Source organism: Photorhabdus caribbeanensis, assembly GCF_018448885.1.
Classification (GTDB): Bacteria; Pseudomonadota; Gammaproteobacteria; order Enterobacterales; family Enterobacteriaceae; genus Photorhabdus; species Photorhabdus caribbeanensis.
Map to the genome: position 1 here is coordinate 16,699 of NZ_RCWB01000020.1, position 23,605 is coordinate 40,303.

The 23,605-nt window shown below is 43.1% G+C and carries 19 protein-coding genes; 11 read left to right on the forward strand and 8 right to left on the reverse strand.

Annotated features, from left to right (window positions below; genetic code table 11):
- The first annotated feature begins 9 nt into the window (after positions 1-9).
- Positions 10-1,164, forward strand: coding sequence for a trans-sulfuration enzyme family protein (locus EAE90_RS13920; protein ID WP_214053993.1), 1,155 nt, complete (start codon positions 10-12; stop codon positions 1,162-1,164).
- A gap of 88 nt (positions 1,165-1,252) precedes the next feature.
- Here the strand turns inward: EAE90_RS13920 and deoD are convergent, their stop codons facing one another.
- The 5 genes from deoD to EAE90_RS13945 all read right to left on the reverse strand — a co-directional run bounded on the left by deoD (position 1,253) and on the right by EAE90_RS13945 (position 7,409).
- On the reverse strand, positions 1,253-1,969 hold the full coding sequence (deoD, locus tag EAE90_RS13925; RefSeq protein WP_036811781.1) for a purine-nucleoside phosphorylase: 717 nt from the start codon (positions 1,967-1,969) through the stop codon (positions 1,253-1,255).
- A gap of 76 nt (positions 1,970-2,045) precedes the next feature.
- Complete coding sequence (gene deoB, locus EAE90_RS13930) at positions 2,046-3,269, reverse strand: phosphopentomutase (RefSeq protein ID WP_214053994.1); 1,224 nt, start codon at positions 3,267-3,269, stop codon at positions 2,046-2,048.
- 196 nt (positions 3,270-3,465) lie between these two features.
- Positions 3,466-4,788, reverse strand: a complete 1,323-nt coding sequence (gene deoA / locus EAE90_RS13935; protein ID WP_214053995.1) for a thymidine phosphorylase — start codon at positions 4,786-4,788, stop codon at positions 3,466-3,468.
- Positions 4,789-4,861: 73 nt separating this feature from the next.
- Positions 4,862-5,641 carry a deoxyribose-phosphate aldolase gene (deoC, locus tag EAE90_RS13940; protein WP_214053996.1) on the reverse strand — a complete coding sequence of 260 codons (780 nt, stop codon included), beginning with the start codon at positions 5,639-5,641 and terminating at the stop codon, positions 4,862-4,864.
- Between the two features lie 502 nt (positions 5,642-6,143).
- A complete protein-coding gene (locus EAE90_RS13945; RefSeq protein ID WP_214054052.1) occupies positions 6,144-7,409 on the reverse strand; it encodes a NupC/NupG family nucleoside CNT transporter in 1,266 nt (421 codons plus the stop codon).
- A gap of 348 nt (positions 7,410-7,757) precedes the next feature.
- Here EAE90_RS13945 and EAE90_RS13950 point away from each other — a divergent pair, with 348 nt between their 5' ends.
- On the forward strand, positions 7,758-8,414 hold the full coding sequence (locus EAE90_RS13950; protein WP_214053997.1) for a phosphohydrolase: 657 nt from the start codon (positions 7,758-7,760) through the stop codon (positions 8,412-8,414).
- A 25-nt stretch (positions 8,415-8,439) separates the two neighbouring features.
- On the opposite strand, the gene EAE90_RS13955 is transcribed toward EAE90_RS13950, so the two are convergent.
- Complete coding sequence (locus EAE90_RS13955) at positions 8,440-9,333, reverse strand: LysR family transcriptional regulator (protein WP_214053998.1); 894 nt, start codon at positions 9,331-9,333, stop codon at positions 8,440-8,442.
- 176 nt (positions 9,334-9,509) lie between these two features.
- Here EAE90_RS13955 and EAE90_RS13960 point away from each other — a divergent pair, with 176 nt between their 5' ends.
- The 9 genes from EAE90_RS13960 (at position 9,510) to EAE90_RS14000 (ending at position 21,487) form a co-directional block, all read left to right on the forward strand.
- On the forward strand, positions 9,510-11,027 hold the full coding sequence (locus EAE90_RS13960; RefSeq protein ID WP_246550740.1) for an MFS transporter: 1,518 nt from the start codon (positions 9,510-9,512) through the stop codon (positions 11,025-11,027).
- A 344-nt stretch (positions 11,028-11,371) separates the two neighbouring features.
- Positions 11,372-12,679 carry a 3-dehydroquinate synthase II domain-containing protein gene (locus EAE90_RS13965; RefSeq protein WP_214054000.1) on the forward strand — a complete coding sequence of 436 codons (1,308 nt, stop codon included), beginning with the start codon at positions 11,372-11,374 and terminating at the stop codon, positions 12,677-12,679.
- 9 nt (positions 12,680-12,688) lie between these two features.
- Complete coding sequence (locus tag EAE90_RS13970) at positions 12,689-13,477, forward strand: class I fructose-bisphosphate aldolase (protein ID WP_281422344.1); 789 nt, start codon at positions 12,689-12,691, stop codon at positions 13,475-13,477.
- 44 nt (positions 13,478-13,521) lie between these two features.
- Positions 13,522-15,957, forward strand: coding sequence for an AMP-binding protein (locus EAE90_RS13975; RefSeq protein WP_214054002.1), 2,436 nt, complete (start codon positions 13,522-13,524; stop codon positions 15,955-15,957).
- A 21-nt stretch (positions 15,958-15,978) separates the two neighbouring features.
- Positions 15,979-16,674 carry a methyltransferase domain-containing protein gene (locus tag EAE90_RS13980; RefSeq protein ID WP_214054003.1) on the forward strand — a complete coding sequence of 232 codons (696 nt, stop codon included), beginning with the start codon at positions 15,979-15,981 and terminating at the stop codon, positions 16,672-16,674.
- Between the two features lie 40 nt (positions 16,675-16,714).
- Entirely contained in the window at positions 16,715-18,376 is a 1,662-nt protein-coding gene (locus EAE90_RS13985) for an FAD-dependent oxidoreductase (RefSeq protein ID WP_214054004.1), read from the forward strand.
- Between the two features lie 57 nt (positions 18,377-18,433).
- Positions 18,434-20,158: an FAD-dependent oxidoreductase gene (locus EAE90_RS13990; RefSeq protein WP_214054005.1), complete on the forward strand. Its 1,725-nt coding sequence runs from the start codon at positions 18,434-18,436 to the stop codon at positions 20,156-20,158.
- Positions 20,159-20,230: 72 nt separating this feature from the next.
- Positions 20,231-20,683 carry a cupin domain-containing protein gene (locus EAE90_RS13995; protein WP_246550742.1) on the forward strand — a complete coding sequence of 151 codons (453 nt, stop codon included), beginning with the start codon at positions 20,231-20,233 and terminating at the stop codon, positions 20,681-20,683.
- Positions 20,684-20,740: 57 nt separating this feature from the next.
- Entirely contained in the window at positions 20,741-21,487 is a 747-nt protein-coding gene (locus EAE90_RS14000; protein ID WP_214054006.1) for an SDR family oxidoreductase, read from the forward strand.
- Between the two features lie 146 nt (positions 21,488-21,633).
- On the opposite strand, the gene EAE90_RS14005 is transcribed toward EAE90_RS14000, so the two are convergent.
- Together EAE90_RS14005 and EAE90_RS14010 are read right to left on the reverse strand one after the other, a co-directional pair.
- On the reverse strand, positions 21,634-22,407 hold the full coding sequence (locus tag EAE90_RS14005) for a TatD family hydrolase (protein ID WP_214054007.1): 774 nt from the start codon (positions 22,405-22,407) through the stop codon (positions 21,634-21,636).
- Positions 22,408-22,411: 4 nt separating this feature from the next.
- Positions 22,412-23,476, reverse strand: coding sequence for a patatin-like phospholipase family protein (locus EAE90_RS14010; RefSeq protein ID WP_339921469.1), 1,065 nt, complete (start codon positions 23,474-23,476; stop codon positions 22,412-22,414).
- Positions 23,477-23,605: the final 129 nt, after the last annotated feature.

Consider the following 23,605-nt stretch of genomic DNA (forward strand, 5'->3'; position numbering starts at 1 on the left):
AATGATTTTATGACCAAGTTTGATACTAAAACTGTTCACGCTGGCTATACACCGGATCACACTGGCGCAATAATGCCGGCAATTTATGCAACATCGACTTACGCCCAATCAGCCCCCGGCCAGCACACTGGTTATGAATATTCCCGCAGCGGCAATCCGACTCGTGATGCTCTGGAAAGCGCGATAGCCGAACTGGAAAACGGTGGCCGAGGCTACGCTTTTAGTTCAGGGCTGGCTGCCAGTTCTACGGTGCTAGAACTTTTGGATAAGGATAGCCATGTGGTGGCAGTCGATGATCTGTACGGCGGCACCTATCGGCTGCTCGAAAGAGTACGTAGCCGCACTGCCGGTTTGCGTGTCACTTATGTGGAAGCCAACGATATTACCGGCCTTGAAGCAGCCATTTGTCCCGACACAAAAATGATTTGGGTGGAGACTCCCACCAATCCGCTACTGAAACTGGCAGATTTGGCGGCTATCGCACAGATAGCGCAACGGCACGGTATTATTAGTGTGGCGGATAATACTTTCGCCTCGCCGTATCTCCAGCGCCCACTTGATCTGGGATTTGATATCGTTGTGCACTCCGCTACTAAATATTTAAACGGCCACTCCGATGTGATCGCAGGGCTGGCAGTTGTCGGAAAAGATGCAGAATTGGCAGAAAAACTTGGTTTCCTGCAAAATTCTGTCGGCGGCGTGCTCGATCCATTTAGTAGTTTCCTGGTACTGCGCGGAATACGGACACTCGCGCTGCGTATGCAACGCCATATTGACAGCGCATCAAAGATCGCACACTGGCTGGAACAACAGCCTCAGATTGAAACCGTCTTCTATCCCGGCCTCGCTTCCCATCCACAGCATGAATTGGCGAAACGTCAAATGAAGGGCTTTGGTGGTATGATTTCGGTTCACTTAAAAGGTGATGATGATTATGCCCGCCGGTTAATTCAAGAGCTAAAACTATTTACCCTGGCAGAAAGTCTGGGCGGGGTGGAGAGTCTGATCGGCCAACCATTTAGTATGACTCACGCGTCTATTCCATTAGAAAAACGCCTTGCTTCTGGGATCACGCCACAGTTAGTACGTATTTCTGTGGGTATTGAGGATGCCGAAGATCTCATCGCTGATTTAGCTCAGGCGTTGGAAAAAGCGGCTCAATAAAAGAATAATGCCAGCCAATTTTCTCAACTGGCTGGCATTTAAATAAGCGGTTCTTTTTATGCAATTAAAAGCAAATGTAGAGCCAGAATTATTTATCACCCAACAGAACAGATTCCAGGGCGATTTCAATCATTTCATTGAAAGTTGTCTGGCGTTCTTCAGCAGTCAGTTTTTCATGAGTACGGATGTGGTCAGAAACGGTACAGATAGTCAGTGCTTTGGCGCCATATTCAGCCGCAACACCGTAAAAACCCGCGGCTTCCATTTCCACGCCCAGAATGCCATATTGTTCCATTACATCAAACAGTTGTGGATCAGGTGTATAGAACAGCTCTACCGAGAAGATGTTACCTACACGCACATTGATGTTTTTTGCTTTAGCCGCATCAACCGCGTTACGGACCAGATCGAAATCAGCAATCGCCGCAAAATCGTGATCTTTAAAACGTATACGGTTAACTTTGGAATCAGTACATGCCCCCATGCCAATAATCACATCACGCAATTGAACATCTTGACGTACTGAACCACAAGAACCGACACGGATAAGGACTTTAGCGCCGAAATCGGTGATCAACTCTTTCGCATAGATAGAGCAGGATGGAATACCCATACCATGCCCCATCACAGAAATTGGGCGGCCTTTATAAGTACCGGTAAACCCCAACATACCGCGTACGTCGTTTACCTGCCGCACATTTTCCAGAAAAGTTTCAGCAATATATTTCGCACGTAATGGATCGCCAGGCATCAGAACAACGTCTGCAAAATCACCCATCTCAGCATTAATATGAGGCGTGGCCATAATTAAATTCCTTATTTTTTTATTTAATGGTTATTTTAGTCATACATGGCTGCTCGAAAGCAGCCAGTCAGTAGGTTCAGAGCATTGATTTGCCATATTCCATTGGCGACAGTTCGAAATATTTAGCGACTGTCTGTCCAATATCAGCAAAAGTTTCACGATGCCCCAATGAACCAGGTTGTACTTTTGGTCCATAAATCAGCACCGGAATGTGCTCACGAGTATGATCAGTACCAGCCCACGTTGGATCACAACCGTGGTCGGCAGTCAGGATTAAAATGTCATCATCTTTCACCCGTTTCAGCATTTCAGGCAGACGACGGTCAAACAGTTCCAATGCCGCCGCATAACCCGGAACATCACGACGATGACCATAAGAAGAGTCGAAATCGACAAAGTTAGTAAATACGATGGTGTTGTCACCCGCTTTTTCCATTTCCACCAGCGTTGCATCAAACAGTGCATCAATGCCGGTCGCTTTTACTTTTTGCGTAATGCCGACATTCGCATAAATGTCGGCAATTTTACCAATAGAAACGACTTCGCCATTTTTTTCATCGACCAATTTTTTCAGCATGGTAGGAGCAGGCGGCTCTACAGCTAAGTCGTGACGATTACCGGTACGCTGGAAGTTACCCGCCTTGTCTCCAACAAATGGGCGCGCAATCACCCGGCCGATATTGTAATCGCCATCAGTCAGTTCTTCACGGGCGATTTCGCACAGTTCATACAGGCGATCCAAACCGAAAGTCTCTTCGTGACAAGCAATCTGGAATACCGAATCAGCAGAGGTATAGAAAATCGGTTTACCCGTTTTCATATGCTCTTCACCCAGTTTATCCAGAATAACCGTACCAGAAGAGTGGCAGTTACCGAGATAACCTGGCAGATTCGCGCGTTCTACCAGTTTATCCAACAATGCCTGCGGAAAGCTGTTTTCTTCATCTTTAAAGTAACCCCAGTCAAACAGCACCGGGACACCGGCAATTTCCCAGTGACCTGACGGTGTATCTTTACCGGAAGAGAGTTCACTGGCGTAAGCGTAAGCGCCAATAATATCCGCGTCTTTATCCAAGCCTACAGGGAAAGTTCCACAGGACTCCTCAGTCGCTTTCCCCAAACCTAAACGGCTTAAGTTCGGTAAATACAGAGGCCCTTTGCGACCGACATCAGCATCACCACGGGCGCACGCTTCCGCGATGTGCCCCAAGGTGTTAGATCCTTTATCACCAAATTTTTCGGCATCTTCACTGGCTCCAATGCCAAAAGAATCCAATACCATGATGAATGTACGTTTCATAAATTTTCTCCTGCGTCAAATCACACTATACCCGTTATCTTTCAAGCTGCCTCTTTGTTGGCTGCACTCGCTCACCCCGGTAACAGAGTTCGCTATGCTCCCGGGGATTCACTCCCTTGCCGTCGCGATGCAACTTGAAATCCATAGGGTATAACCATGCGAAAATGCCACCATTATCTAATAATAAGTATGGTTATTATTCGCCAATTTGGCGATAAACCATCGGTGTGGCTGGTTTGGCTTCTGTACCCAGAACGATAGCTTTACGTACTGCCTCCGCCGTTTCCTGCCACTCATTCTCATTGTTGGCATGAATAATAGCTAAGGGTGTACCGATATTAACTTCTGAACCCAGAGCAACGATATTGCTCAGCCCCACACTATAATCAATGCTATCTGTTGCCTTACGGCGACCTCCACCAAGGGAAACGACAGACATGCCTAAAGCACGGGTATCCATATGTGTAATAAATCCATGTTGTTCAGCCAATATAGGTTTGCTGAAAACAGCGGTTGGCAAGTAACTGTCATAACGCTCGACGAAATCGGTCGGGCCTTGTTGTGCAGCGACCATGCGACCAAAGATTTCGGCTGCTTTACCGTTATCTAAGACAGACTGGAGTTTATTGTGAGCGTCTTCACGGTCTGTCGCCAAATGGCCGGATACCAACATTTCAACACCCAGCGCCATTGTCACTTCGAGTAAACGTGGATTACGATTTTCACCCGTCAGAAAGCGAACAGCTTCACGAACTTCAAGCGCATTACCCGCACTGGATGCCAGAACTTGATTCATATCCGTCAACAACGCAGTCGTTTTACAACCCGCTCCATTAGCCACGCTAACAATTGATTCCGCCAGTTGCTGTGACGCTTCATACGTTGACATAAACGCACCAGAGCCAACTTTGACATCCATTACCAATGCGTCCAGCCCCTCAGCCAGTTTTTTGCCAAGGATAGAGGCGGTGATCAAGGGAATAGAATCCACCGTCGCGGTAATATCGCGGGTTGCATAGAAGCGTTTGTCTGCCGGCGCCAGCGAATCGGTCTGACCAATAATCGCCACGCCAACATCCTGAATAATGTCACGGAAACGCTGCTCATCAGGAAAAATATCAAACCCCGGAATCGCTTCCAGCTTGTCCAGCGTCCCCCCGGTATGACCTAAACCACGACCGGAAATCATCGGAACATAACCGCCGCAAGCCGCCGCCATCGGGCCAAGCATCAAGGAAGTCACATCACCAACGCCGCCGGTTGAGTGTTTATCCACCATCGGGCCGTTCAGATTCAGGCTTTGCCAGTTCAACACGGTACCGGAGTCACGCATAGCCAGCGCCAGGGCGACACGTTCTTCCATCACCATATCCCGGAAGTGAATAACCATCGCCAGCGCAGCAATTTGTCCTTCGGAAACGGTATTGTCACGCACGCCATTGATGAAGAAGCGGATCTCTTCTTCACTCAGTGGATACCCATCACGCTTTTTACGGATAATTTCCTGTGCCAAAAACAAAGCATTCTCCTAATCATGATTAAAATCGGGAAAAATTCGACAGTTATACAGTAACTGATACAGTGCCTGACTCTCAGTAATTGCTGCTTTGCTCTTGATTCTGATGCCCCAGAGTGGTTAGCAAACTGCCCAACAAGCTGGAAGCCCCAAAACGAAAATGACGGGCATCAGCCCATTTGTCACCCATGATATGACCAGCTAATGCCAGATATTGTGCTGCCTCTTCCGCGGTACGCACGCCACCAGCCGGTTTGAAACCAACTGTTTCACCCACTCCCATCTCATGAATCACCTTCATCATGATTTCAGCACTTGCCAGTGTGGCGTTAACCGGCACTTTACCTGTAGAGGTTTTGATAAAATCAGCACCCGCGTTGATTGAAATTTCAGATGCCTTACGGATCAGAGATGCTTCTTTCAGTTCACCGGTTTCAATAATAACTTTTAGCAGCACACCCGCTTCTGTGCAGGCGGCTTTACACGCTTTTACCATGTCAAAACCGACTTGTTCATTACCGGCTATCAATGCACGGTATGGAAAAACCACGTCAACCTCATTAGCGCCATAAGCGATAGCAGCACGAGTTTCGGCTAAAGCGATATCAATATCGTCATTACCATGTGGGAAGTTTGTTACTGTTGCAATACGGATTTCAGGTGTGCCCTGTTCGCGTAATACCTTACGTGCCAAAGGAATAAAACGAGGGTAGATACAGATAGCCGCAGTATTACCCGCCGGGCTTTTCGCCTGATGACAAAGCGCCGTCACTTTTTCATCGGTATCATTATCATTGAGTGTCGTTAAATCCATCAAACTTAGCGCACGCTGCGCTGCTGCGGTTAAATCGGTCATAAAACTCTCCAACGTTCTTATCGCGGCTAGCTTCTGCTAGAGCCACACATGCTGTTAAACGATTGTTTGTTGGCGAGCGGACTTGGTTCCCTAAAGATGTCGCGATGGTATCTACAGCGACGATTGAACTCCTTTTCACCGCACTATGCTCTCTTCGGCTTATGGTCCTTAATGCGAGCCTCGCCTTGATCCTTGAAATTTGGCATATCTTATATTTGAACATTTCAACGTTCAAAAAATTGTGCTAACAATCACACTAATTACATGTAATTTGCAAGATAATAATTTCAAATGTGATTTTTATCACATAAAACTATATTTATCATGGGATTTACCGGCAAATCCAACTTACTTATTATCAAATAATACACGACAAAAAATATAACTCACGTCCAATAAACAAAGAGTATGAAGGCGCGGCTTTTTCATCACGAATTAAAGATAAACCGGTAGGAAAATAGATTGCAGGCGGGATTATCCCACCTGCCTAATTTCAACAACGTTACAGAGCCAGGAAGAAGCCTGCGATAGTTGCACTCATTAAGTTAGATAATGTGCCCGCTATAATGGCTTTCATCCCCAAACGAGCAACATCTCCGCGGCGGTTCGGCGCCATACCGCCCAGACCGCCTAGCAGGATAGCAACGGAAGAAAGGTTAGCGAAGCCGCACAATGCGAAGGAGATAATCGCTTTGGTGTGATCTGACAGCACCTGCAAGCCAGCAGCCGCAACCACATCATCCGGTTTCAAATACTCACCGAAATTCATAAAGGCAACAAATTCGTTCACAACCAGTTTTTGACCGATGAAAGAACCCGCAACGGTTGCTTCATTCCACGGAACACCAATCAGGTAAGCAATCGGCGCACAAATCCAACCCAACATCAGTTCAAGAGAAAGTTGTGGATATTTAAACAAACCACCGATACCACCGAGAATACCATTTAACAATGCAATCAGGGCCACAAACGCCAACAACATTGCACCGACATTCAATGCCAATTGCATACCAGAAGCGGCGCCAGAAGCGGCTGCATCAATGATGTTAGCAGGACGTTCCTCTGCCGAAACCAGTGACATTGCATCAACGGTGTCAGATGTTTTTTCAGTTTCAGGCACCATCAATTTAGCGAACAGCAGGCCGCCTGGCGCCGCCATAAAGGAAGCCGCAATCAGATATTCCAAAGGAACACCCATTGATGCATAACCCGCCAGTACCGAACCCGCAACGGATGCCAGACCACCACACATTACCGCAAACAGTTCAGATTGAGTCATGGTCGCAATATAAGGGCGAACAACCAGCGGCGCCTCAGTTTGGCCCACGAAAATATTCGCTGTCGCAGACAAAGATTCTGTACGTGAAGTGCCGAGAATTTTTTGCAGACCACCACCCAATATTTTGATAACTAGCTGCATAACGCCAATGTAGTACAACACAGCGATCAATGAAGAGAAGAAAACAATAATAGGCAGTACGCGCAGGGCGAAAACGAATCCCCCGCCCCCAAACAGTTCAAACATTTTGGGGGAAACTAATCCACCAAAAATAAAATCCATTCCTTTCTGACCATACTGGATAACACTGGAAACTCCCTCAGACATCCCCATTAATATCTTCTTACCTGCGGGAACATAAAGTACGAAAGCACCGATAGCGACCTGAATCAAAAAGGCGCCAAGGACAGTACGAAGTTTAATAGCACGATAATTACTGGAAAAGAGTACTGCGATCAAGATCAGCACTGCCATCCCGACCAGGCTCATAAGGAGTTGCATTGGAAGAATCCCTGTTCACTTAATAATAAATTAAATATGCCAGTTGAACGTAAATCATTCACTGACGATGAATCGGCGCTGATTATACTCAGTCATCGGAATGAACAAGCTATTGACATCACAAATATCTGCTGAAAAAAGCGATAAAAAAATTATAAATGTGATGCAAATCACACAAATTACAAAAATAATCTGCAATGAATAATCTAATCTCGAAATGGCAAAATAATCGACAATTAAGGAATAATTATCAGGTAAGCGCAATTAAAGGATAGAAGACAGAAGACAGAAGACAGAAGACAGATAACACATTGTATCTTTGAGTAAGTGAAAATAATGAAAGCCAATATGCTAGAAGAGCGCTTAAGAGCGTTTTTAAAATATCGACTCGCAAACTCTAATGATAATGCTCATGATATTGGGCATCTGATCCGTGTCGCAAATAATGCGAAAAGAATCATGGAGAAAGAAGGAGGTGAGCCTTTAATCATCATTGCCTCAAGTTACTTACATGACATCGTGTCATTACCAAAGAATCATCCAGAGAAAAAACAGTCCTCAAAGCTTGCAGCACAGGAAGCCGTAAAAATTCTATCTATTGAATTTCCAGAGTTCCCAAAAGAACTTTATGATGCGGTAAAACATGCCATTCTAACCCACAGCTATAGCGCAGCCTTAACTCCAGAAACAATAGAAGCAAAGATACTCCAAGATGCAGACCGATTAGATGCGTTAGGAGCCATCGGGATCGCTAGAGTATTTTACATAGCCGGTATGCTCGGCCACGGGCTTTTTCACCATGATGATCCCTTTGCGCTTAATCGCCCGTTGGATGATAAATCCTATGCAATCGATCATTTTCAGACAAAATTATTAAAACTCCCTGAAAAGATGAACACCACAGAGGGCAAGAGGATCGCACAATCGAATGCCCAATATTTGGTTGACTTTTTGAGTAAATTATCGAGCGAGATTAAAGGCGATTTAATTTAATGGATTAATTTTTTGATCAATATTCCTATCGCTCCTGTGGGAATAAGTTATCTACCATGAAATCGACAAAAGCTTTGACTTTGGGGAGTACCCAACGGTTAGATGGCCATAGGACACGGAAAGTACTCGAAGTATCAGACCATTTATCCAACACGGTTAACAATGTACCGTTAGCTAATGCTTGCTTAACGGTAAAATCAGGCAAACAGGCAATGCCGTGACCTTGCAGTGTCATGTAAAGTAGTGTTTCAACATGATTGCAGGTCATCTTTGCTTGAAGATGTATATCCCCTCCAGATTCTCCTAAGCATAGCGGCCATTTCTCCAAAAGATTGGTTGTTGGAAACCGGTGCATCAAGCAGGCGTGATGGAGTAAGTCTTTAGGTTGTGATGGCTTACCATATTGTGCAAAGTAACTGGGAGCGCCAACATATAAAAAACGGCTAGATCCGATACGTTTGTTCATCAATCGTGAATCATTGAGCTCTCCTGTTCGCACCACAGCATCAAACCCTTCATCAATGACATCAACGAGTCGATCACTAAAGTCCAAATCCAATTCTATCTGTGGATAACGCATAGTAAAGGCTGACAATACGGGCAGCATCAGGCTGCTGACGAGTGGCAGGCTCACCCGTAAACGGCCTTGAGGTGCAGAGATAGAACTCAATAATTCATTTTCGGCCGAGGTGATTTCATCCAAGATACGTTTGCAACGTTCAAGGAATAAAATGCCTTCTGTCGTTAAACTGACGCTGCGAGTACTACGTTGGAGCAGACGTACCCCCAATTTATCTTCTAACCGGGAGATGCTTTTACTGATGGACGAAGGGGATAGCCCAAGTTGATTGGCTACAGCAGTGAAGCTACGAGCTTCGGCTACACGAATGAAAATCATGAACCTACTCAAACTATTCATCTGGATTTCCTGGGCTTTTTTAGATCACGATTAATGACAAAATAGTCACTTCAGAAATGATTATAGTCCTATTTATCTGCCATTAGTGAATCTGTAGTATGAAATAAAATACATCTTGCTCTAGCTGCTATACAGCGACAAGCCATACGTACTCAGGGCAAAAAATCGAAATGGTGATGAAATCTCAAGTAAATATTGGATCAAGCGAAAATAAAGGGCCGCTGGTCTTGACTGCCTGTCTTACCGCCGCGGTGATTCCTTTGAGCATTGCAGGACCTGCCGTCGTGGTGCCTTCGATCAACAAAGCGCTTGGTGGAAGTGCGGTAGAACTGAGTTGGGTCATTAACGCTTATATTCTTACTTATGGCAGTGCGACAATGGCTGCCGGTAGCTTAGCCGATACTCATGGGCGCAAGAGACTCTGGCTATTCGGTTTATTTCTCTTTGCTGTTGTTACTGCGGCGATACCTTATATGCCGTCCGTGTTTTGGGTTGATATTTTACGGCTCATACAGGGGTTGGGTGCAGCAGCAGCCTTTGCCGGTTCAATGGCCGCGTTGACTCAGGAATTTGAGGGTCATCAACGTACACGCATTTTCAGCCTGATTGGCACAACATTTGGGGCCGGAGCAGCTTTTGGTCCTTTTTTGGCCGGGCTGCTTATTGATTCGTTAGGATGGCCTTGGGTTTTTTGGCTGCCTGCTTTGGTGGCATTAGTTGCCAGTATATTGGTGAGTATTTATGCACGAGAAACACGCGATCCCGACGCAGAAGGGCTGGATTGGCCCGGCGCAATAACATTTACCTCATCTTTAGCTGCTTTCACCTATGGGATCATTCTGGCTCCTGAAAAAGGATGGGGAGACAGTACGGTGCTTGCGACACTGATCTGTTCCATTATTATTTTCATCATATTTATTATTATTGAACGACAACGTTCAAGGCCCATGTTAGATCTCTCGTTATTTGCCAATGCGCGCTTTGTCGGTGTGCAACTGCTCGCCATCGCGCCAGCGTATGCTTATGTTGTCTTGCTCGTTATATTGCCGGCACGTTTTATTGGCGTCGAAGGATACAGCGCATTCGAAGCAGGTCAAATGATGATTACCTTGTCCGCGCCCTTGCTAATAGTCCCCTTTATTGCCGGTCAATTAGCTCGCTGGATTAACGTCGGCGTCATTTCAGGTATAGGGCTTATCATCGCTGCTGGCGGCCTATTCTGGCTAGGTTATGGGATTTCTGGCGATACAACGGCGGAAAGATTATGGCCAATGTTGGTTATCGGCATCGGGATTGGCTTGCCTTGGGGATTGATGGACGGTTTGGCGGTGAGTGTCGTACCTAAAGAGCGAGCGGGTATGGCGACTGGGATTTTCAATGCTGTCCGTTTAGCGGGAGATGGTATCGCCTTAGCGGTGGTGGGCGCGATTCTCTCTGCTCATATATCTTCGGGTTTAAGTACATTAAGCAATATTCCGGCTGATATTTTATCTGAAATATCCACACGGCTTGCAATGAGCGATTTAAGTAATGCTGTTACCATTTTCCCTTCATTAGATAAGTCATTGCTCCATAAAGTATACGAAGAAGCATTTCGATATCAATTCATTGCACTTGCAGTAGCGGCAGCGATTACCGCAATGTTAGTGTTTATTTTATTGGGTAAAGTAAAATCCCACGGTGAAAATAAATAGAAAAAACAATTGATATTAATAATAAAATCACTAAATGTTAATTATTATGTAATTTGAGAAACTTTCTTTTATCGTCAGATCATCAGGAGAAATGCCGACACTATTTATATCCCCTTAAACACAGAGTGAAACTTTTCTACACATTTTCCCACATTGGAAAAACAATAAATAACATATTCAGGAGAATATAATTACACACCTTTTTAACATTATTAAATAAAAATTTAAAGTTTGGGTGTTTATCGACATGAAAAAAACCGAAGATATGATAACAACTTATTACTATTTATTAAAAAAATTACCAATTGAAGAAATTATCTTATATTTTACGGGGGATTTTTAATATGAGCAAAAATATCGTTAGCGTACCAAAGGAGGCAGTTAGTATCGCGTCTGAAAATTTTGAAACATCTGAAATGATTGCCAAAAGGGCATCTATAAGATTAAGCAGCCCAAGCAAAGAGTATAATTCCAAGCGTGAAGATTTAAATGGGCCAGTCATTTGGTTTGATACGGCAAAATTGTCAGCCCAGAGGCCAGACGATACTATTTTCATCAGGGTGATAAATTCTCTTTATAGTGGTATAGTTTTATATCCAAATAATATTTCAACTTTCATTAATGCAATACCTAAAAGAATGCAAATAGTTCTGAAAGTGAGAACACTTGAAGAGCTTAATAAATTTAAAGAGAGCGAACATTTCGCTTTATTTAAATCTTCTGATACCCACTCAAATAAATGTATTTGCGCCAATGACATAGCCACTTTGAAGAAACTTAAAGCAGAGTCTATTGCGACTTGCTATGAAAGTTATGTTGATGATCAGGATAGTCTGCTTAAAACAATCAATGAAGGAATGGAATTCAATTTTCTTTGGATTCTTTTTCGTGATCCAACCAATATTCCTCTTGAGCTGGTAATTGCATCGTTACAATCTACCGGGACTATTTTATTAAAAGAAATTAGCGATCCTGATGATGTCGATGATGCAATAGTCTCTTATGGTGTGATGGAATATGGTGCTGAAGGTGTTATTTTCTCACCCAATAAACATGATGTGATGAGCGACTTTATCGATCGTTTATCATATAACAAAAAAGAATCACTGCAACTGCAAGTCGGAATCATTACAGAAAGTCGTCCTGTCGGTATGGGATATCGAGCTTGCATTGATACATCCACATTATTCAGCGAGAACGAAGGCATGCTGGTAGGCAGTACCTCCCAAGGCGCCCTGTTGTGCTGCCCGGAAGTATTCTTTCTGCCTTATATGGAACTGAGACCATTCCGTATTAATGCCGGAGCGATACACGCCTATGTATATAACTTTAATAACCGAACCGATTATATGAGCGAGTTAAAAGCCGGCTCATCGGTGATGGCGGTTAATTCGAAGGGTGAAGTACGGCATATAACGGTTGGTCGCGTCAAAATAGAGCAACGCCCTCTTCGGTTAATTGAAGCCGAGTTCCCTGGGAACAAACGGGTGAATGTTTTGATGCAAGATGATTGGCATGTGAGAATTTTCTCTAGCGAAGCAAAACCTTTAAACATCTCTGAACTTAAACCTGGAGACAAGGTGCTTGGTTATATTACCGAACCTGGTCGTCATGTTGGCATTAAGATTAATGAATCTATTATTGAAAAGTAGGTGATGATTATGGGATACGTCGGAAGAAAATTAAGAGAAAGCAGATTGTTATTTCCCAAATCAAACCGCGGATTAATAGTGCCGATTGATCATGGATTAACTATGGGGCCCATCTCTGGTTTACAAAGTGTTTATGCGGTTGAATCGTGGATCAATAGCAATTATGTCAGCGCTGTTCTGGCCCATAAAGGAGTATTGGAAAAACTGATTCTGCGTGGAATGTTGCGCCCTTCGACAGGTATTATTCTTCATATGAGCGGCATGCCATCGATATCAGAATCACCGGACACGAAAATATTAGTGGCGAGTATAGAAGCCGCTCTTCAACTTGGTGTGGATGCCGTTTCTATACAGGTAAATTTCACTGAAACAAATTTCGAACACAATTTATCTATATTAGGCTCTGTCACAGATATCGCGCATGAAGTCGGGCTGCCTGTACTCACAATGCTATATGATAAAGTTGTTTCCGAATCGTCAGAAATAAAGATGGAAAGGCTTCACCATCTTATCAGGATTGTCACCGAACTGGGATCTGATGTAATAAAAATAGGTTTTCCTGACTCAGAATCCGCTATTGCAGAAATCGTGGAACTTCATGGTTCTGATATTAAAATTTTCTTCGCCGGGGGAGAAAAAACATCTGACGAAATACTAATTAATAATACCAAAGCGGCTATTTCGTCTGGAGCTTGCGGATTATGTGTTGGTAGAAATATTTTTCAAAATCTCAACCCACAATCCCTGCTTCACCATTTATATGAATGTATAAATTCAGAATCAATATCTTTGGCTTGATATCATAGATTTCACGCAGTTGAATATGACTAAAAGGGTTTATCATGGAACTCGCTATTAATACTCAAAACGAACCTAAAAAAGAGACAGGTTATTCTTTATCACCATTATGGGAAGACATTTTTTCTAAAGAGCTATTAGAAGAAATTAATACCAATGTATTTTTGGTGACTTGCCGCTCTGGGAAAGCTAGCCAAGATTTACTAAGAAAGTTCATGATCCAGCACCAGTACTATTCACAATATTTCACTCGATATCTGTGCTCGTTGATGGGAAATTTAGTCGATCAAAATGATTTTACGCTTCTTTCGCATAATTTGCTGGAAGAGCTAACAGGAACCGATGCTGCAAAGATATCTCACGTAGAGTTATATAAAAAGGCAATGGCGGCAATTAATGCGGTTCCTAAAAGTTATCCGATTCTTAAAAGTACTCAGCAATTGATTAATATTATGTTTGAGCACTGCCGAAGTGATAATTCTTTAAGGGGACTCGCTGCGCTGTGCTTGGGTGCTGAGGCGATCGTGCCTTTGATTTATGGTCCGGTTTTAGATGCATTGCGAGCAATGAAAGCGCCTGATGACGCATTGCATTTCTTCAAAATCCATGTTGAGGAGGATGAAGAACATGCCATAGTGATGAGGAAAATTATTGATCGCATGATTGCAGGAAATCCTCACGGCAAGGCAGAAGTGATGGCTTTTGGTGCAGAAGTAATACATTCTCGGATGGCGATGCTAAATGAGATATATCAAAGTAGTGTCGGGATAGCTCCGAATGTAACGACCCTTTTATCTGAACGTGATTTAGCCTGTTTGCGTAATGATAACATGTTAGGTAGCGGTAATTTTCTTGACCGCTGTTTATCGCTAAGTAGTACCCCAACGGTGGATTTTATTTTTACAGATAAACCTATCACCATTGCCAGCCAACGTAATATCCAACAATTCAGCCTGGATACCTTGGCAAGTATTAGGCGTGAACTGGCGGGTTGGTATTTGGCTAATGGGATTAAAACCGGGGATGTCGTTGCTGTTTGTGTGCAAGATGGAATAGGCCCATTTCTGCATTACATGGCAATCACAAGTATTGGCGCCACAATTGCGTTAATTAATCCGGCGATGCCGTCGGATATTGGCATCCCTTATATCAAAGAGAACGGTTTTAATAAACTCGTCACCGATGAATTTTCTGTTAATCATAATTCACTGATAAAGAGTTTACGGAATGCCGGTGATATATGTAAAATTCTCAATGTTTCAAATTTCAATACCGAGGTGGAATATAACTTGCCCTCCTGGTGGCCGTATATTCCCGTGGATACAACATTACTAATGTTGAGTCATACTTCTGGTACGACAGGCGTTCCTAAAGCGGTAAAATTTGAACACCGGCAATTCTTTATGGGAAAACGTGCAAGGCTTGGACGTTTTATCGAATCACCAGACGAACGTTTGCTGACTGTTTTGCCGCAGTCTCACTCCTCTGCTATTAGTCACCTTGAAACAGCTATATTACATGGTCTCCCAACTTATGTACTCAGTAGCCAGGAAGGTGAACCGGTAAGAAAAGCAATAAAAGATTTTTCGCCTACAATGGTGGTTGCCTTCCCCAAAAGCTACGTTTCTTTGCTGGAACACGAAGTATCGTATGCGGAATTCCCGTCAATACGACGCTGGTTTAGCATGGGTGATGCGGCCCATCAAAGCCACATTAGCCGTTTACTGGTCGGTTCGCCGGGGGCGCGTTTTATCGATGCGTTTGGCAGTTCGGAACTTGGTATGGCTCTGTTTCAAAGCGTATCCACGGTTGATCGAATTGCACCGTCTCGTTCAATTGGACGTCCTGTTGATATCGTTACAGCCAAAATAGTGGACATGGCTTCTGGTGATGAAGTGTCGCCAGGAAGTGTCGGAGCGCTCGCGGTGTGTTCACCAACAATTACTTCTGGCTATTGGAAACAGAACCAAAAAACCGCTGATGCATGGCGAAATGGATATTTCTTAACCGGAGATGTCGGATATTGCAAAGACAATGTTTTTTATCAAATTGATCGTGTAGTTGATGTTGTTCATACCCCTGACGGCTCGTTGTATACCCTTCAACTGGAAGAGATGATACAAACAATCGAAAGTGTATATGATGCAACAATTATAGGATTGAATTTCCCTCGTGCTGAAAATGGAAAAATAACATTAGTTGCCTTGATTCTATTGAGTAAGAAATTAACTGAGGATGTCGATACTGTTGCAGAAAAAACTCTTCAGCTCATGCAGGAAAAGAATGGAATCGAGAACTCCATTGGAGAATATATTGTTATTGTTGTTAACAGTTTCGATCAAATCCCTATTGGCGTAACCGGTAAGGTTTTGAAACGCAGATTAAGGGATCTTCTGCCTAAAATTCTTGAGGAATATGAAACAAGTAAAGAAATTCCAAATGGAATTTTAAAAATCACTCGCCATATACCCACTAATTAATAATAGAGAAGGTAAATTACAGTGAATGAAGATCTTTATGAAAAACCGGTTATCGACACTATAAAACAAAAACTGATTCTTGCTGAATCCTCCGGTATTTCTGAGTTTGAATGTATGGGAAGGCGATTTAACATTCATAAAAATGTGTTCCCTCCCACTCATTTCCAGTCCACCGGTATTTTTACCCGGCATATTCCTTATGTGCGAAATAGCTCTTTTTTGGAATTAGGCTGTGGTGCAGGAGTGACCGCTATTACCGCAGCGCTGGAAGGGTGTTATCCCGTTGTTGCTTCTGATATTAATGAGGAGGCAGTGAAAAACACCTTATTTAATGTGACTCGGCATCGGGTAAATAATTTAATTTCTGTCAGGCATGGTGATTTATTTGACATATTAAAAGACGGTGAAAGTTTTGATATTATTTTCTGGAACTCTAATTTTTTATTTGTTCCTGAAAATTATACTTTTAAAGAAGAAATTTATCACGCATTTTACGATCCGGGGTATATAACTCATAAACGTTTCCTTCAGGATGCAAGAAAGTATCTTAACCCTCAGGGGAAGATACTCATCGGGTTTAGCAGCCAGGGCAATGAAGCCGCATTTAGTGAGTTACTCTCGGAGCATGGCTACCACTATTTTGTTTTATATGAGGAAGAAGGAAAAGGTGAAAATGCCCAGATATATAAAATCTTCCAACTGACATCTTTAATCTAAGCGGTTTATTGCCACGGGTCATGGTTAAGGAGGGTTAATTTTGACTTTAGAAAATGAATCACCAGTAGCCATCGTCGGCGGCGGACCCGTTGGCTTAATGCTGGCTTTATTTTTGGATTTATACGGTATTCGTTCCGTTATTTTTAATTTGGACGAGGAAACTCGATGGCACCCTAAGGGTAATACCCACAATGCTCGCACAATGGAACATTATCGTCGCCTAGGGATATCTCAGTCTATTCGGGCATTAGGATTACCAAAAGAGTTTCCTCTGGATATATCATATTTTACCCGGCTTAATGGATGGGAACTCGCCCGTATCAATATGCCGTCGGGAATGCAGAAAATATCCAGACTCAAACATGCTGTTTCGACCGATCCGGTTCCAGAGCCATTGATGCGGGTCAACCAAATGTATGTTGAAAGGTTTTTACTACAGCATGCCCGTAGTCGTCCCAATATCACCATGAGATATGGCTGGCGCGTTAAAAATTTTATCCAGTTTAAAGAGCAAGTAAAACTTTATGCGGAGTGTATTAAGGGAAAATATTCCGATGAGGTCTGGCACGCCAGCTATATGATTGGCTGCGATGGCGGACAAAGTTTTGTTCGTTCCAAGCTTGGTATTACATATGAAGGAACGGTTGAAGCCAAAATAGGTTTTCTGACTGGCGGCATGATATCCAGTTATATCCGTATCCCTCAGCTTCACCAAGGGATATTAAAAGACCAAAAATCTTGGATGTACAATATTATCTCCCCCCTGTTGAGAATGTTATTTATCAGCCTGGATGGCAAAGATGATTTTTTACTTATGACTCAGAGTGAACACGGAAAGGTTATCAATGAGTCGGAATTAATTCGCATCGCTCAGGCAGGAATAGGCTCAGATATTGAAGTATCCGTTCTGAGTCATTCGGTATGGAAAGGCGGCGTTGCGCTGGTCGCTGAAAGATTTTCTGATGGCAAAATATATTTAGCGGGCGATTCCGCTCATCTATTTTCTCCTACCGGCGGTTTTGGCATGAATACTGGAATCGATGATACAAGCAATTTAGCCTGGAAAATTGCTGCGTCTCTCAAGGGTTGGGCGGGTAATGCGTTAATGGATTCTTATGAAAGCGAGCGCCGTCCAATTGCATTGAGAAATACCGCTGCCGCACGTTTTTTAACGCAGCGGGTTTCATCATTATCTATACCGGCAAATCTAGAAAATGCAGATTCCGCAGGAAATTTGGCCCGTAAAAAAATGGGGATTGAGCTGAGTACATTCCGCAGTCAATTTTCTTCTGTCGGTGTTGAACTCGGCGCCAGATATGATCATTCTCCTCATATTATTAATAGCGCGCCAATACCGGATGATGACTTTATTCATTATCAACCAAGTCATGTGCCAGGAGGCCGATTACCGCACCTGTGGCTCACACCGGCTCCTGGAACAAGAATATCGCTATTCGATATTTTAGGCACTGGATTTAGCTTACTTCGGGTAGGGGCTTATTTTCCAGCAGTATCCGAACTATTAGATCAGGCATATCAACGTAAAATTCCGATCAAGATTATTGATCTTTCCGGTAGTGATGCTTGGCAATTGTACCAAGCAAGGCTCCTTTTGGTACGTCCCGACCAATATATTGCCTGGAAAGGCGATGAGGTGCCGAACAATATAGGTTCAATACTGGATAAAATTATAGGTAAGTAAGAGATGATTTTCCGGAGATATGGGTATTAACATGAACTTAATACGGAACACAATATTATGATTGAGACAGATGTTCTTATCGTCGGTAGCGGTCCTTCCGGCTCCGCAGCAGCTTTGTTTCTGAGTACTTATGGGATTAATACCATAGTCATCACTAAACATCGGTGGTTGGCTAATACACCTCGTGCGCATATAACAAATCAGAGGACAATAGAAATATTATCGGAGTTTGGTGTTGGTGATGAATTAATGGCGAGTTCGGTACTAAATGAGGTGATGGGTAATAGTATATTCTGCGAGACGTTAGCAGGAAACGAAATTGCGAGAATAAAATCATGGGGAGCGCATCCAGAACGTTTAAGTGACTATAAAATAGCGAGTCCATTTAGTATCTGTGATATACCGCAAACTTACCTTGAGCCGATATTGATTGGCCGTGCTATTAAAAATGGAGCACATGTTAAATTTTCGTCAGAATATATACAGGCCACACAAGATAAACAGGGGATTACGGTAACGGCTTTTGATCGTTTAGAAAAGAGAGAGTATCAAATACGGGCTAAATATCTTATTGGCGCTGACGGCGCCAGAAGTAAAGTTTGCTCCGATGCACAATTACCTATGAAAGGCGAATTGAATCTTGCTGGCTGTATAAATATTTTCTTTGACGCTGATCTATCTGCTTTAGTTTCTCATCGGCCCGGAGCGTTATTTCTCATTTTCAATAACGAGGCTATTTCTGGTGGCATTGGCTTGGGTGCATTAAGGATGGTGCGTCCGTGGAAAGAGTGGTTGGGGGTGTGGAATTACGACATCGCTAAACCACCGCCCATAATTACAAAGAACGATGCGGTCAATATTCTTAAAAAACTTATCGGTGATTATGATGTGGATATAGATATTAAGTCAATATCGACCTGGACGGTAAATAATATGTATGCAGAGGAGTATTCTAATCAGCGAATATTTTGTGTCGGCGATGCTGTTCATCGGCATCCACCAAATAATGGGTTGGGATCTAATACCTCTATTCAAGATTCTTATAATTTATGTTGGAAACTTGCCTATGTTCTCAAACACTATGCAGGACAGGAATTGTTAGAAACTTATAGTCAAGAGAGAGTTCCAGTAGGAAAAGCAGTTGTTGCCCGGGCAATGCAAAGTATAAGTGAAAGCCAAGAACTGAGTCTTTCATTGGGGTTGGATAAACCTACCATTTCTACCGCAGAATTTCTTTCTTCTAATGATGATATTGGTATAGCGAGAAGGAATAGATTTTATAAAGCATTAAGATTGAAGAATTATGAGCTTAATGGACACGGAGCTGAGTTAAATCAATGCTATAGATCGGCAGCTATTTTAAATGAAAAAGTTTCCAACGAAGAAGAAAAAAGTGACGATCTATTTTTCATGTATCACTCTACATTTATACCTGGCGCACGAATTCCACATGTTTGGTTAAGCCAAAAGGGGAAAATTATATCCTCAATTAATTTGGTTGGTCATGGGAAATTTTCACTGTTCACCGGAATAGCGGGGAAGAAATGGATTTCGGCAGTAGAAAAATATAACCAAGAACATGATTGCAAAATAAATGCATATATTATTGGTCCTGGCGAGGAAATTGATGATATTTATGGTGATTTTTATGGCCGTTGTCATTTTGATGAAAATTCCTGTGTTCTTGTCAGACCTGATGGACATATCGCATGGTATTGCCGGGATAATAGAGAACATGATAAACGCTTGGCGGAAAATATGGCTAAGTTACTTTTAAAATAAAGTGTTTTTAACGTTATCTCAAAATAGTAAAAAATGTAATTTTTGGGATAAGAAGCGACATTAGAGGTAATTATGGTGAAAAAGAGTTATTTCTCCTCTGGAGATTTTAATAAAGTTCCAGGTGAATTAATTGAAGATAAACCAACACAATTGATTCATGAAAATGTATTAAATTCAGATATTAGCCAAGATTTGAATTTCTCAAATGAAAGACGTCATAAAGTGGCTATGGTTAATTTACCCAGTAAAGTTTTGAGTATGACATTAGGAGGACTGCAACCTGGAGAATCCACACGTAAACACCGACATAGCTATGAAACAATAATCTATATCGTGAATGGCGAGGGATATTCATTAATTGGCGAGCAACGTATTTCATGGAAAGCCGGTGACGCGATATATGTGCCTGTATGGGCATGGCATCAACATACAAATAGCAATGCCACTGATGATGCTCTTTATATTGCATGTGAGAATGCACCGATGTTGCAAAACCTGGGCCTTGCCGTTCGTGAAGAACTTTAAATTTAGCAGGATATACATCAATTAAAAACCTATTCCATTAAGAGGAATGAAGCAATCATGTTTAGACTATCGGGGAAATATACATTAATTACCGGAGGAACAACCGGTATTGGTTTCGAAACGGCAAAAAAATTTCATGCTGAAGGAGCTTATGTTGCAATTACTGGAAACAATCCAGAGACATTAGATTTTGCCCAGAGATTCTTTGGCAAGGATGTTTGGGTTATACCCAGTGACGCAGGATCTTTAGCATCACAAGTAATCTTAAGGGATACAATTAAAGAGCGCTGGCCGCAGATTGATGCTCTGTTCCTGAATGCCGGAATTGTGACGAGTCATAAATTAGAAGAAGAAAGTGAAGAGGGTTTTGATCGCCTGATGTCAATTAATTTAAAAGGGCCGTTTTTCCTCTTACAATCTCTGCTCCCTCTTCTTGCGAGACCATCTTCCGTCATTTTATCCGGTTCAGTCAGTGGTCATATTGGTAAAAGTGGCACAAGTGCGACTTATTCAGCAAGCAAGGGGGCTTTATTAGCGATGGGACGTGCTTTGGCTGCGGAATTTGTCGATCGTCAGATTCGGGTTAATAGTATTAGCCCCGGCCCCATCATGACTCCGGCATTCGACAAGCTAGGGATAAACAATACCCAACGTGTATATCAGGAAGTGAGCGCGATGATTCCAACTGGACATCTAGGAACCCCGGCGGATGTCGCAGATATAGCCGTTTTCCTCGCGTCAGATGAATCTAAGTTTTTGTTGGGAACTGATATTATTATCGATGGCGGTATGGTTAATATTTAAGTAAAAGCAGATCTTACGAGTAATTGTACCGTTGGTTTGTGCAATACCCGGATAAAATTTCTCAAGATGACTTAACAAATAAACGGCGCCTCAAATGTTGGGCAGCTAAATCTCACGGTTGGGGCACCGTTTTTTTAATCTCTCAATCATATAACCAATCCAAATAGTTCAATACTGTTATGATAAAGTTGGTTAGCAATTTCATCAGGAGATTCACGACGAAGATCACATAACGAAGCAAAAACTTCGGCAACTCTTTCCGGTCGGTTAGGTTCTCCCTGAAAGCCGAAAAGTGGCATATCCGGGGCATCGGTTTCCAACACCAGAGACGTTAATGGAAGTTCAGCCATTACACGGCGTGTTTTCTGCGCTCTTTCATAAGTAATGGTTCCCCCTACCCCAATGTAATATCCCAAACGGATAAAAGCCTCCGCCTGCGATAAGCTACCCGCAAATCCGTGTATTACTCCGGTACGAGAAAGGTTGATTTTTCTTAGGATCGCTGCCAGTTGATCATGGCTTTTGCGGGAATGGAGGATAACCGGTAATTCATACTGTTTTGCTAACCGCAATTGAGCAGATAACACCGCTTTCTGCTTTTCAAACTGCGGTTCAGTCATATAGAGATCAAGCCCTATCTCCCCAACCGCCACTAACTTTTCGTGTTTCTGTTTCAGAAACTGTTCCAGATCCGCAAGATGCTCTTCCTGATGTTGCTCGATATAAAGAGGGTGCAAACCCAATGCGGCATAAATCGCTGGATAAGAATGAGCCAATTCAGATACCCGTTGCAAATTTGCCCTACTGATAGCAGGGACAATAATTTTATCCACACCAACCTGTGCCGCTCGTTGCAGGCTCTGCTGTTCATCACCGAGAAACGGAGGGAAATCAAAATGGCAGTGGGTATCAATAAACATGAAACTATCCGTTATCAACCTGTTCTGACAATGCAGCTAAGTTGGTCGGCAACGTAACCAACGTGCTATTTTCTTCGTTCCCGCACAAGGCGCTACCGCTTAAATGGTCGTTGTTATCCCTAGCAAAACTAAACTTATTACCAATAAATAGGTGGCCAACTGTCTCCAGGAAATAGCGCCCACAACGACGCCCAAGGTGATAATCCCGATTCAGCGCCGGCAAACGGCTGCCTAATGCACTGGTAGTTAAGGGGGCAGGCGGATAGATCTCAAAAATTTGTACATCATCGGGTGGATTTTCAATAAATTTCTGGATGCGGTAGTAGCTTTTCGCATGCTGTTGTAACATCCGTACCATCTTTTGCAAACCACTATCCCCCAGCCAACGCTCCATCCGTTGTACCCAATCAGGCGTGTAATAGAGCTGTGACGGGACTGTGCGGATTACCACGATAGTATCAGCACCTCGCCGATACGCCTCTTCTACCGGAATAGCGTCACTGATGCCACCGTCATAATAAACAACATCATTAATCGTCACGCCATTGCGATAAAACCCAGGAATAGCGCTTGATGCCTTAATCACTTCCAACCAGTTGTTCTCATCAGGCTGGAAATAGGTAGGCTCAAAATTATCTGAACGGCATGCACACGTATAAAATTCACATCCCGCTGCAAATTTACGTAAAGCTGTCGGGATATCCAATGGCAAGTCCTGAAAAGCGGTCTGCACAAACCAATCTAAATCAACTAAATGACCTCCACGTACAAAACGCAACGGGTTAAAGAAGGCTGGATTAGTTGTATAGCGACTGATAGCACGCCGGGCATATCCACGCTGCCCACAAATATAAGCTGAAAGGTTCTGAGCGCCTGCCGAAGTGCCAAGCAGTAGATCAAACGGGTTGAATTCGACACGCATAAATTCATCCAACACGCCTGCGGTAAAAATGCCGCGTTGCCCTCCACCTTCACAAACAAGCGCAACCTTTCCAGATTTAATAGACGACTTATATTTATAGGATAATAGATCAATATTTCCCAACGTTATCGGTATACGTTTCCCCACACAGCCCCCAAGAAAATAAATGACGGATAGAGAGCATAACTTGGAAAGTTATTATCCGTCATTATATTATGGTGCTACGTAGTCAATATTTTGATAAAAGTACCCCTGGTGAGGGCGCATATCTGGTTA

What these genes read in the sequence shown, in the direction of transcription:
- EAE90_RS13950 (WP_214053997.1), top strand. Translation starts at nt 7,758, where the DNA reads ATGAAAGCCAATATGCTAGAAGAGCGCTTAAGAGCGTTTTTAAAATAT.
- deoD (WP_036811781.1), bottom strand. Translation starts at nt 1,969, where the DNA reads ATGGCCACGCCTCATATTAATGCTGAGATGGGTGATTTTGCAGACGTT.
- deoC (WP_214053996.1), bottom strand. Translation starts at nt 5,641, where the DNA reads ATGACCGATTTAACCGCAGCAGCGCAGCGTGCGCTAAGTTTGATGGAT.
- EAE90_RS13920 (WP_214053993.1), top strand. Translation starts at nt 10, where the DNA reads ATGACCAAGTTTGATACTAAAACTGTTCACGCTGGCTATACACCGGAT.
- EAE90_RS13945 (WP_214054052.1), bottom strand. Translation starts at nt 7,409, where the DNA reads ATGAGCCTGGTCGGGATGGCAGTGCTGATCTTGATCGCAGTACTCTTT.
- EAE90_RS14000 (WP_214054006.1), top strand. Translation starts at nt 20,741, where the DNA reads ATGTTTAGACTATCGGGGAAATATACATTAATTACCGGAGGAACAACC.
- EAE90_RS13970 (WP_281422344.1), top strand. Translation starts at nt 12,689, where the DNA reads ATGGGATACGTCGGAAGAAAATTAAGAGAAAGCAGATTGTTATTTCCC.
- deoB (WP_214053994.1), bottom strand. Translation starts at nt 3,269, where the DNA reads ATGAAACGTACATTCATCATGGTATTGGATTCTTTTGGCATTGGAGCC.
- EAE90_RS13990 (WP_214054005.1), top strand. Translation starts at nt 18,434, where the DNA reads ATGATTGAGACAGATGTTCTTATCGTCGGTAGCGGTCCTTCCGGCTCC.
- EAE90_RS13965 (WP_214054000.1), top strand. Translation starts at nt 11,372, where the DNA reads ATGAGCAAAAATATCGTTAGCGTACCAAAGGAGGCAGTTAGTATCGCG.
- EAE90_RS13995 (WP_246550742.1), top strand. Translation starts at nt 20,231, where the DNA reads ATGGTGAAAAAGAGTTATTTCTCCTCTGGAGATTTTAATAAAGTTCCA.
- EAE90_RS14005 (WP_214054007.1), bottom strand. Translation starts at nt 22,407, where the DNA reads ATGTTTATTGATACCCACTGCCATTTTGATTTCCCTCCGTTTCTCGGT.
- EAE90_RS13960 (WP_246550740.1), top strand. Translation starts at nt 9,510, where the DNA reads ATGAAATCTCAAGTAAATATTGGATCAAGCGAAAATAAAGGGCCGCTG.
- EAE90_RS13975 (WP_214054002.1), top strand. Translation starts at nt 13,522, where the DNA reads ATGGAACTCGCTATTAATACTCAAAACGAACCTAAAAAAGAGACAGGT.
- EAE90_RS13955 (WP_214053998.1), bottom strand. Translation starts at nt 9,333, where the DNA reads ATGAATAGTTTGAGTAGGTTCATGATTTTCATTCGTGTAGCCGAAGCT.